Genomic DNA, 10136 nt, shown 5'->3' with positions numbered 1-10136 from the left:
TGTGCCTAAGTGCCCATAATCACACTCTATTATCTCGGGTTCCATGGTGAGAAAGTTAATGTCTGGTGAATTATCCAAACTCCAGACAACTTTGGTGAGACTACTACCAAGATCGATACAGATGGTGGTTATTTGTGTCTCCTTAGCCACTGTGTACCTCCGCCAATAACTTTGTCGATTTAGTCTCCTTGATACCTCATAAAAAAAATGAATTGGATAGTGTTTATGTTTTTTTAATATTGCTAAGTTGAATAACGCAATTGTCAGAGTTTTTCCGATAGCATTTGCTATCGGAAAGAAAAACAAACTATTACATAAGATTAAGAAGTATATGAAAATTAACAAAAAAATAGAGTGTATGAATTCGTATAAAAATATCGCATAGGTGTATAAAAATATCACACAGGTGTATAGAAATATCGCTTGTGTGTATGAAAAAGCCAGCTAAAAAATAAACTCGGAAGAAAAAAAAAGAAATAATGTGTATAAGTTTGTATAAAAATATCGCGTGTGTGTATAAAAACATCGCGCGGGTGTATAAAAATATCGCTTGTGTGTACAAGGTAAGACCATATCCTAGTTCGTGTAATACTTTTGCCATTGCTTGCAAGTTTTTTTGAGACCTGTTTAGGGGTTGCAATTTCTCAAATCAGCGATTAAGTTAAAAACAAGCTCAAAGATTGTGTGAGGTATCTCCTAAACCATGGAGAAATTTAATCTAACTAATGAAAAGAAATCGTCATTTGAGAGTTCGATTAACGTTCTCCGAGTACAATGCCCTAAAGGCATTGGCAGAAAGGAGTGAAAAGAGTCTCAGCTCGGTAGCTCGAGAAAAGTTGTTCACCCCTAATTGCCTCACAGATTTCGTTGAGCAAAGATTGAAGTTCAGGAAACAGCAAGTAGAATTGCAAACTCTACTTCATCTGGTACGAGATTTAATCTCTACTGAAGAGTTTTCCCCCCAAACTCTTAAGGTTGTTCAAGATATTCAATGCTTGTTGGATGAGCATCATGATTGGTAAAGTCACACGAAACGCTAAATTTCATAGTGTCGCCAGCTATATTTTTGGCAAGCCGGGAGCCGAAGCACTTCTTGAGAATGTGTTTGAAGGTAAGACGGTAGCAGAAAAAGCTGCGTCGATGCAATGGGTGGCGAGTCGTAATAACAGAGTTAAGCGTCCAGCATATCACTTGTCTTTGTCTCCCTCAGCCGGAGATAATTTGAGCCGGGGTGAATGGGCAGCAATTTGTAGCCAAGTTATTGACGATCTAAATCTTGATAAGAACCAAGTGTTGGTAGGTTTGCACAACGATGTAAAGTATCCAGACTCATCAAAAACTCGCACTCATGCTCATCTATTGATTAATTTGGTGGATGATAATGGCAAGTGCGCTAATACTAGCTGGGATTATTATAAGATTCCCAAAATTTTGCGTGATGTGGAGCGCAAGTATGGTTTACAAGCTGTTCCAGATATTGGAGAACTTGAAGAGCCGTCAAATACTATCAAGCCAACTAAGCGCAGTATCCGGCAAAAGCTTCAGAATATTATTGATGAAAGTCTAGAACCGGGAAGTTCCTTTGAGGAGCTGACTGCTGCAATGGACTCACTAGGAGTAGAGGTACATCCTACATCACAGGGGTGGTGGATGCGGTATGAAGGCATTCCTTTTGCCGGATACCAACTAGGCCGAAAATACACTCGTCCCTCTATATTGAAACGTTTGGAGGCTAAACAGGTGGATGAATCTGAAGATCGAGAGCAAAGTTTTGAGTCAGTAAGTACACCTATTTCGTCAATGAAGGATGTATTTACTGTCGATGAACCCTCTTTGGGCAAAGATTATTCACCTGAATTGAACTCCGAACAGGATGAAACGTCTCAAAATGAGAAGCAGTTTAGTTTAGAAGATATAGATGTAGAGGTAGCTCCTGGAAATTTAATCGTCTGGATGAAGCAACAGGCTAATCATCTTGAGCAAAGTGACTATATAGATGGCAGGTTCTATGCGGGAATGTTTCTTGACATGACGGCACACCTGGCAGAAGTTGTTGAAGTGGGTAGAGACGTTTGGAGCGAGGGGCAAGAGCAGGAGCAAGAGCAGGGGCAAGAGCAGGAGCAGGAGCAAGAGACAGAAACGCAATTGAAGGATTCTCTTGAGAGTGATGATTGGCTTTATGATGAGGAAGCCTTGCGTCATTTTGACGAACGATTAGCTCAAGCAAAAGTTGGCACTGAAACCCCAAGCTCCGATGTCCCAACCAACTTTCAGGAAAGTCCTGGCATAGCAGAGTCATTAAGCCAGTTTGTTCGTGTACGGGCCACTGCACATGACTTGAATCAGGATGAGCCTATTGAAACTAACTTAGGTGTCCTCCACTTCAACTCAGACGAGAATACTATTAGTATTACTCAAAACGTTACTGTCGCTAGTTGGGATGAAAATTTACAGGAGTGGCAGATCGATAGCGATTTATCTGAGTCGCATCAAGCAAATGTGGCACGATTGCTTGATAATCAAGCAGTTGATGCCGAAGGATATCAATTTTCTTCAGACGAAAAAGAACGAACCATCACTTATGAACAGGTGCGATTTCGGGCTGAACAAACCGATGATGGTTGGCAGATTTCGGATAATTCTCTATCATCCGAGGAAGAATATCGCATTCTTCAGTTACCTCAAACAGAGTCAGAGTATACCCAAAATGTAGACAGTAAGGATTTAATTGATTACTTCCAACGCCATGCCCCAGAACAGTTCAATACGGAGGTTGGCTCTATCCATTGGACGGATACTAATGGAGAGTTTGATCGTGTCTTTGAAATATCAAAGCAGTCAGACCAATCGTATCAGTTAGAAGGATTTGATTTAAAGCAAACCGATGAATGTGGGAACCCCCGTAAGATTTTTAGTGCCTCCATTGAAGCTGATAATTCCGTGCGATGCGATACTTGTGAAATTCCTTCTTCAGATGTAGATGATTTGCTGGCACAGGAGTCTCAAGATCGGGAAAACAGGCCAGAAATGGAGCGTTAATTGTATGTATGCGGAATAAGACCAGGTTTGTGAGACCTAAATAATTTGATAGCTATAGCCCGTGCGCATCTAGAGTGCGGAGATTACTTGATAGATCCCGCAGAAAAACTCAGCGTGTGTGTCTCAATTTGAAAAAATGGAGTAAATGTATGCAACTACGTTATGAAGAGCAAAACAGCGGTGACTATTCTATAAGCTACCGTCGTCGTCCAGAAACATTGGAATCAAAACTAAGCAAGGCATTAGGAATGCCTATTGAGAAAGGAGACTTATGGTTGCTTGCGTTTGTCATTGCCGGACTTACCTTTATCGGTATTCAGAATCCAGCAATGATGACTGTGTATTTAATTGTGTGCTTAATTGCACATAGCGTAAAAATGATGATTGATTACTTCCCGCCACTAGGTAAGTTAATCGGAATAAAATTTAAAGCTCATCATGTGGCAGCACTTGTGCTGATAAGTTGCATGATTTTTTCCAGCATCGGGATGCCTGCTCATGCCCTACTATTTGATTCCATCGAAGCAAAAGTGAACGAAATCCTGACAGGTGCAGGCTCTACTGTTGACGCTGCAACAGTCGGCCTGATTTTTACTGTGTTACGGGTTATTGTAATTTTGGGAATATTGGTAGGGGGTATTTTTCTTGTATCACAAGCGATGCAAGGTGGTGACTGGAAGCCAATTGGCAATATGATGGCTATCGGCGTGGGTTTTGTTCTAGCGATCGAGGTGATGTCGCAGCTCATATTAGGTGGCGGTGGTGCTCCTGCTCCGTAGGTGCTACAAACATTCATCCTTGTAGCTCAAGATTTTTCTTGCCAGACAGAGAAAGTAAGAAATTTCTTATTTTCTCTTGAAAAAACAAGCCATTGAATTTGTGAATATGGAGAATCAGTCAGATTTTGTCAAAGTCTCTAAAATCTATCAACAAGAGGCATCCATAGGCCCTGTACCCGCAGATCAATTAGTTCCATGGGGGCTCTTGATTGGCTTGAGCTTCTTCGTATGTGAAATCTTGCTATCTCTGGGATTGGCCGTATGGGGAGCAAGTTCGGTCTGGCTGATTGCCTCCTGGTGGTTTTTGACTGGCAAGAAGAGCTATAAATATACCGATCTGTGGATTATCCCTTCAAAAGATTGGGTAAATTTACCAACCATGTGGGTATCTGCGGAAGAAAAGCAATTTGAGCAAAAGTGTAAAATGATGATGAAGGAAAAAGTAGCGGTAACTTCTGTAGATGGGAAAAGGACTACAACTTACCGACCTTTTCAACTTGAAAGTAACCTTCATGTTCCGCTTCGGGTTACCATAGGTGGACAAAGTTTTGGCTGCTGGCTGCTGAATGAGGATGGAGATAAGTGGTCAGCGGTTATTCCATTTAGGCTTCAGGGATTACATCCGCAGCTTCATACTGCGGAGATAGCTCAATATTCAGAGGCGATCGCTGAAGCTTTCAAAGAATTTCCCTCGGATGAAAAAATTACCTTCTACATGGGGTGCTTCCGAAATAAAGCCCCTCGAAAAAAAGAACTCGAACGACTTGCGGACACAGCATTTCATAATGAAATGTTACCGATATCGGTTTTAGTTAACAATGAAAAAATTAGGATTGATGAATTAGATGAGATAGGTAATCGGAAGTTTTGGGAAATTTGGGTATTCTGTACTTGGACTGGTAATAAAAATTATCGAGAAAAGGATGGATTTACAGATAAGATACTGCGTTCTGTCGCGCAGAAATTAGGCAAAACAACCCGAACTTTTATGGGAACTCAAGGAGAATGGGAAGAAAATCTGTACTGCCAGTTAGCTAAAGATATCTATGAAAATGGGTATCTGCCTTGGCGGTTACTCCTGGAGACAAAAGTCGGACTTTCTCTTGAAAATCCAGCCGATGATGAGTTATGGCATTGGCTATGGTATAGGTTTAATGGAAGATGTACTGTTGCTCCTGAAACCCCCCAAATTATTAAAGTCTCAGAAACGGGCCAAGGTCTTCAGCGTCAAATCATAACGAATACTCAAAAAGATACGTTGTCAGTGGCGCTGTCTGGATTTGACGGGAAAACATCTTGCCCTCAACATAATGGCAGTCGGGAGTATATCTACTTAAATCATACCATCGGAGCGGTATTAACAATGGAAGAAGCTCCTACGGGATGGCGCGATCGTCGTTCACAACTCCGATGGCAGTTTGACTGTTTGGCAGCTTCTTTTGTTTACGACACCGAAGTTTGGCTAGAAATGGAGCCTGGCTCAAAGGCAGCGATGCGATATAATTTGGAAAAAATCGCAAAACAAGCTGAAGCTAGCAATCAGCATACTGTTGAGCAGGGTGGTGGTTTGGATGTAGGCTCGGTAGTCCGAGAGGAGGAAAGTTTTGAAGCTCAACGAAAACTGGTAACGGGTGCTACACCTATGATGTGCGCTCCGTTGTATGTGATTTACCGAGATACAGAAGCTCAATTGGATAAGGCTTGTGCTTTGATGTGTAGGAGTTTTGGCACAGCAAGTGTAATTCGAGAAACTAATATCGCATGGCGACTGTGGGTAGAAACTTTACCTATTAATAGATTAAAGCTGCTGTGTCAGACAAGTTTGTTTTCAAACAGACGGATAATCTTGGATACAGATACAGTGGCAGGTTTGTTGCCCCTGACCTGCTATCGGCCTTTTCACAAAGGTGGTCGTGGTGTGGAATTTATTACTGACAAAGGCGGACAACCTATCTATGTAGATTTATTTCGGAAGACAGAGCGGGCTATTATTACTGCCACTTCAGGAGGAGGTAAGTCGGTTTTGGGTTTCCGTTTCATTGTTGATGCCCTTGCCCAAGGCATTCCTGTAGTGGGAATGGACATTTCCACTGGTGGCGATTCTACCTTTGCTACAGCTTGTCGGATGTTGGGGGACAAGGCAGCCTTTTTCAATATGGCTAACCAAAGTTACAACTTAGTGGAGCCACCCGACTTGAGAGGAATGGATAGAAAAGTAGTAGCAGAAAGGCTGAATCGTTGGAAACAGTTTTTACAACAAGCGTTGGTTGGTATTGCTATGGGGTCTATCCACGACCCGAAGTTGCAAGAAAGAGTTAATGCTTTGGTAGTAAAGATGATTCAGGTTTTTACCACCAATCCTCAAATTATCGACCGTTATAATTTTGCTTTTGAGCAAGGTTTTCATTCTAATGCTTGGCAAAATATTCCTACTCTGCACGATTTGCTTAATTTCTGTTCTAAGGAAAAGTTGGGCTTGAAATCTTTTGAGGAAATAGACAGACTGGCAATCAATCAAATTGTTAATCAAATTTCGGCAAAGCTGGACGATCCAGAGATTGGACAGGCTATTGGTCGCCCTAGCACAATTCCCCCAGACCCTATGGTAAAAATCTTTGCACTATCGGGGCTGAATAATGATAGTAATGCTCAAATCATGTCGTTGTTGGCAGCTATGGCTTGCGTGACCAACGGATTGTCCCATCCGAGAAGTTTGTTTGTGGGAGATGAATTGAGCGTATTGTTGAGTAAGCCTGGATTTGCAGAAATGGTCGGGACAATTTGGGCTACTGGGCGTAAAGATGGAATTTCGGGGTTATTAATCTTACAGGATGTTAATGCCATTGCTGCTTGCTCTGCTGCTAGTAAAATTTTCCAAAATACTTCTATTGAGATGGTAGGAAAAACTACGGCTGCTGCTGCATCCGCTTATGTCAAGTACTGTGAGTATGACCCCGATACTATCAGAGTAAACGCGACTGAAGCATTTTATCCTGATGCGTCGGAATATTTTACTAAGTGGTTGTTGAAGGTAGGCGATCGCTATTGGAGTCCTTTGCGATATTATCCCGGGGCGATGATTTTGGCTGCGGTGGCTAATTCAGAAGATGAAAAAGCTGCTAGGCAAAGGTTTATCGATAAATATCCAAAAACTCAGGTGGGTGCTGTAAAGGGAACGAGAGATTTTGCTGCTGCTTATATCAAGGTGTTAAGAGGAGGTACTTCTATTAAAGAAATTGGAATTTAGTATTTTTTGAATAAAAGGAGAGAATTGAATGAAAACTCTACGGATGTTCAAACTATTAGTTAGCGGGGCAATAGTAGTAAATATAGCTATTGCTAAACCTACAGTTGCTGCGTCCTTCAGCTTTGAGGATGTCTTGGGATTGAATCCTGAAGATATCCTGAGTGATGCACAAGGAAAAATAGAAGATCAGATCAATGACTTAATTGGTCCCATCTCCGAATTACTGGCGATCGATCCTAATGATTTTTTGGATGATGCTTTGAGCGATCTAAATCTTCCCGATCTAGACATTTCTAGTATTTATGGAGATATGAATATTCCCGACCCTAACAAATTATTAGAAGAATTGCAGGGCACTGGAACCGGAGATTTTACTTTTGGAATGCAATTAGGCTCTAGTGTAGAGGATAATTTGCTACTCCTTAATGAGGCTAGTGTCGAACTGACGGGAAAACTAGCAAAAGCTGTGGCCTCCTCGTCAGCTTTGGGAGAGGATGCTCAGGAAAAAATCAAAGAAAAAATAGAATTTGGAGATGAAACTACTCAAACTTCTGCTCTTATGGCTGCTGCTACACAAAAACTAGCCGAGCAGGGCCAAACTTTGGTTTCAGAAGGAGAAAGTACAGATGTCACCCAAGATTTGGAAAGACTTCAATTAGAGGCCATGGGGCTGAAATTACAAGCAGAGGCGACTCAATCTAATCAGCTCTCTATCTTATCTGCCCAACAAGCAGCAATGTTTGCTGAAACTCAGCAAAACCGAATTGATAATGCTTATCGAAATCAAATCCTCAGCGATATTTCGACAACTTTGCAGGGTGGCAATGCTGGAAATCGAGTTGAAAAATCTGCCAATATTCGAGCTTTGGCTAATGGCTCTCAATTTTCCACTTTCAATGAACCCGAATAAGTGAAAAATGGCTAACTTAACAGGAAGTGACTTAATTAATCTTGGTTCCGAACTAAACCAAAGCACTACTCAAGCTTGGGGTGAACTGTGGGGTGAAGCTATTTCCTCAAGTAGTCCTCTCTGGCAAGCCTTGAATGATTTGGGATTATTGCTGGCCGGAATCTCACTACTGTACTTAGCTATTGAAAAGATTCAGCCTTTACTGGAAAAACAAAGTTGGAGTGCTTTAGCCGATTTGCTGATTATGCCACTCATAGTAGTATGTCTGCTTGGTGGGAATGGAACTTTAGCAGCGGGGGTGGTGCAAACCTTTTACGGTATTGGTTCTTACAATGTTCAGTTTGTCCTCACTCAACAGATTGGCTCTTCTTCTCTGGATGCTCAAACCGCCCTAAATGAAATTCGACAGGAGAATGCCGAACAGGCGATCGAGCAAGAGATATACGCGGATTGTATGAATTTACCACCCGCAGAGCAACAACAGTGTATGGAAGATCCAGCTAGGGAAGAGGCAGCGAATGAAGCAGGGGTTGATGTACCTTCCCCTACTGTGAGTGGTGGAAATCCCTTGACAAATGGTTTGCGCTCTGCCTTGATTACCCTCCTGATGATGTTTTTGTATGCCATTCAGTGGGCATTTATTAACTGTATGGAAGCTGCGTTACTAATGACAGCACTGTTATTTCCACCCGCTTTAGGTATTAGTATCCTCCCGGTGGCAGGTAAAACTATCTTTGCTTGGGCTTCTGCGATGGTGGGTATGTTCGCTACCATGCTCAGTTACAACATTATTGTGGGTTTAACGGCTATTGTTGTCAAAAAAGCTCAAGTTGCAGCCGGGCAAGATATGGGTGGGACTAGCTTCCGAGATATTGCTTTTGCTGCTTTCATTGCTGTTGCTAGTCCTGTACTAGCAATCTATCTAGGGCAGATGGGCGGGGTGGCTTTATTCCAGGCTATTAGTAAACAAGCTGCTGCTGTTGTTTCAGGGGTAGGAAACTTTGCTATGGGAGCGGGAGTCGCGATGACAAGAGTAGTAGCTACTTCAGGAGCGGGGCGGGCGTTTGCTCGCAGAATCCGTCAAGCATTCCAGAAATAATTAATAATTAATAATTAATAATTAATTATTAATTATTTCAGCTTTCTTAGCCTCCCCCTTGAAGGAAAAAAAAAGAAAACAATTTCTTTTACCCTCAATCCTCTCCCTAAAAAGTAGAGGTAATTATTAATTGTTAATTGTTAATTTATGAAATAATTGTTTACCCACCATAATTTGATTTTAGGCATACAATATAAGGAATTTAGTCAGACAAAATGTGTAATTAATTTGGTAAAGTGCTTAATTTTTAATGCTCCGGCGAGCGATAATTATTAATTATTAATTGTTAATTAATTTAGGAGAGGTAATTATTAATTATTAATTATTAATTATTAATTGTTAATTAGTATTATGGCAAATATTCTTATTCCAGAAAAAGATACTCCTAAATTTCTGATTGCTTTATTACTTCTGGCAGGCAGCCTGTGTTTTGGTACTATGGGAGCTTTGATTTTAGTTTTGAATAATCGCTCCTTAGCTACGATGGAAAGAACTTATGTGCAGATGAGTGATGGTACTGCACACGACATTGTACAGGTAGATCCACTACATCGGGAGCCAGGAGTTCTTAAATCTACGGCTGAATCATTTCTCCAGCTCATGTTTGAGTGGGATAATAAATTGCCGAATGGTGAGAAGGATGCGGGTGTATCAGTTGTGGGTGTGAAAGTTCCTTCAAAAGTATACATGGGAAGCTTTTTAATGGAACCTCAATTTCGCACCGAATTCCTGAAGTTAATGGGAAGTCAGATAATCCCAAAGGCAGTCCTTGATGGATTTCTAGAGTCTTCGGTTGTTATTTATGAGGTTTCTGAGCCTGTGGAAATTGCCCCAGGTAGGTGGGAAGTAAGAGTTCTTGCTGCACGCTTTGAGACCAATAATCGAGGCGAACAAGGGCAGGTTATTATCAGTAGGCGTATCAGTCTAAAGGCTATACCAAAACAGGTTTCAGTATTATTGCCAGCCGATCAAACTAGCCCTTTTCGAGAGAGTCTGCGGTTGCTGCTTAGAAACAAAGTTATGGTCACGAGTGTTGTTGAAGATGGTTTTTAATGTGAGAGG

The 10136-nt window shown here is 41.5% G+C and carries 7 protein-coding genes; all 7 read left to right on the top strand.

Features of this window, described 5'->3' with window-relative positions; translation table 11 throughout:
- Positions 1 to 725: 725 nt before the first annotated feature.
- Positions 726 to 1022 carry a hypothetical protein gene (locus F6K15_RS31140; protein ID WP_293068906.1) on the top strand — a complete coding sequence of 99 codons (297 nt, stop codon included), beginning with the start codon at positions 726 to 728 and terminating at the stop codon, positions 1020 to 1022.
- A complete protein-coding gene (locus F6K15_RS31135) occupies positions 1012 to 3039 on the top strand; it encodes a relaxase/mobilization nuclease domain-containing protein (RefSeq protein ID WP_293068903.1) in 2028 nt (675 codons plus the stop codon). The genes F6K15_RS31140 and F6K15_RS31135 overlap by 11 nt, the downstream gene beginning before the upstream one ends.
- A gap of 149 nt (positions 3040 to 3188) precedes the next feature.
- Complete coding sequence (locus tag F6K15_RS31130; RefSeq protein ID WP_293068900.1) at positions 3189 to 3818, top strand: hypothetical protein; 630 nt, start codon at positions 3189 to 3191, stop codon at positions 3816 to 3818.
- 106 nt (positions 3819 to 3924) lie between these two features.
- A complete protein-coding gene (locus F6K15_RS31125) occupies positions 3925 to 7065 on the top strand; it encodes a hypothetical protein (RefSeq protein ID WP_293068897.1) in 3141 nt (1046 codons plus the stop codon).
- A 28-nt stretch (positions 7066 to 7093) separates the two neighbouring features.
- Positions 7094 to 7975 carry a hypothetical protein gene (locus F6K15_RS31120; protein WP_293068894.1) on the top strand — a complete coding sequence of 294 codons (882 nt, stop codon included), beginning with the start codon at positions 7094 to 7096 and terminating at the stop codon, positions 7973 to 7975.
- A 7-nt stretch (positions 7976 to 7982) separates the two neighbouring features.
- Positions 7983 to 9074: a hypothetical protein gene (locus F6K15_RS31115; RefSeq protein WP_293068892.1), complete on the top strand. Its 1092-nt coding sequence runs from the start codon at positions 7983 to 7985 to the stop codon at positions 9072 to 9074.
- A gap of 351 nt (positions 9075 to 9425) precedes the next feature.
- The gene (locus F6K15_RS31110; RefSeq protein ID WP_293068891.1) at positions 9426 to 10127 is read left to right on the top strand and encodes a hypothetical protein; all 702 of its coding nucleotides are present in this window, start codon (positions 9426 to 9428) and stop codon (positions 10125 to 10127) included.
- Positions 10128 to 10136: the final 9 nt, after the last annotated feature.

The organism is Okeania sp. SIO2B3 (assembly GCF_010672525.1).
Classification (GTDB): Bacteria; Cyanobacteriota; Cyanobacteriia; order Cyanobacteriales; family Microcoleaceae; genus Okeania.
Note: the sequence above shows the minus strand (reverse complement) of the source record. Positions and strands in the feature narration are given on the sequence as shown.

What these genes read in the sequence shown, in the direction of transcription:
- F6K15_RS31140 (WP_293068906.1), top strand. Translation starts at nt 726, where the DNA reads ATGAAAAGAAATCGTCATTTGAGAGTTCGATTAACGTTCTCCGAGTAC.
- F6K15_RS31135 (WP_293068903.1), top strand. Translation starts at nt 1,012, where the DNA reads ATGATTGGTAAAGTCACACGAAACGCTAAATTTCATAGTGTCGCCAGC.
- F6K15_RS31130 (WP_293068900.1), top strand. Translation starts at nt 3,189, where the DNA reads ATGCAACTACGTTATGAAGAGCAAAACAGCGGTGACTATTCTATAAGC.
- F6K15_RS31125 (WP_293068897.1), top strand. Translation starts at nt 3,925, where the DNA reads ATGGAGAATCAGTCAGATTTTGTCAAAGTCTCTAAAATCTATCAACAA.
- F6K15_RS31120 (WP_293068894.1), top strand. Translation starts at nt 7,094, where the DNA reads ATGAAAACTCTACGGATGTTCAAACTATTAGTTAGCGGGGCAATAGTA.
- F6K15_RS31115 (WP_293068892.1), top strand. Translation starts at nt 7,983, where the DNA reads ATGGCTAACTTAACAGGAAGTGACTTAATTAATCTTGGTTCCGAACTA.
- F6K15_RS31110 (WP_293068891.1), top strand. Translation starts at nt 9,426, where the DNA reads ATGGCAAATATTCTTATTCCAGAAAAAGATACTCCTAAATTTCTGATT.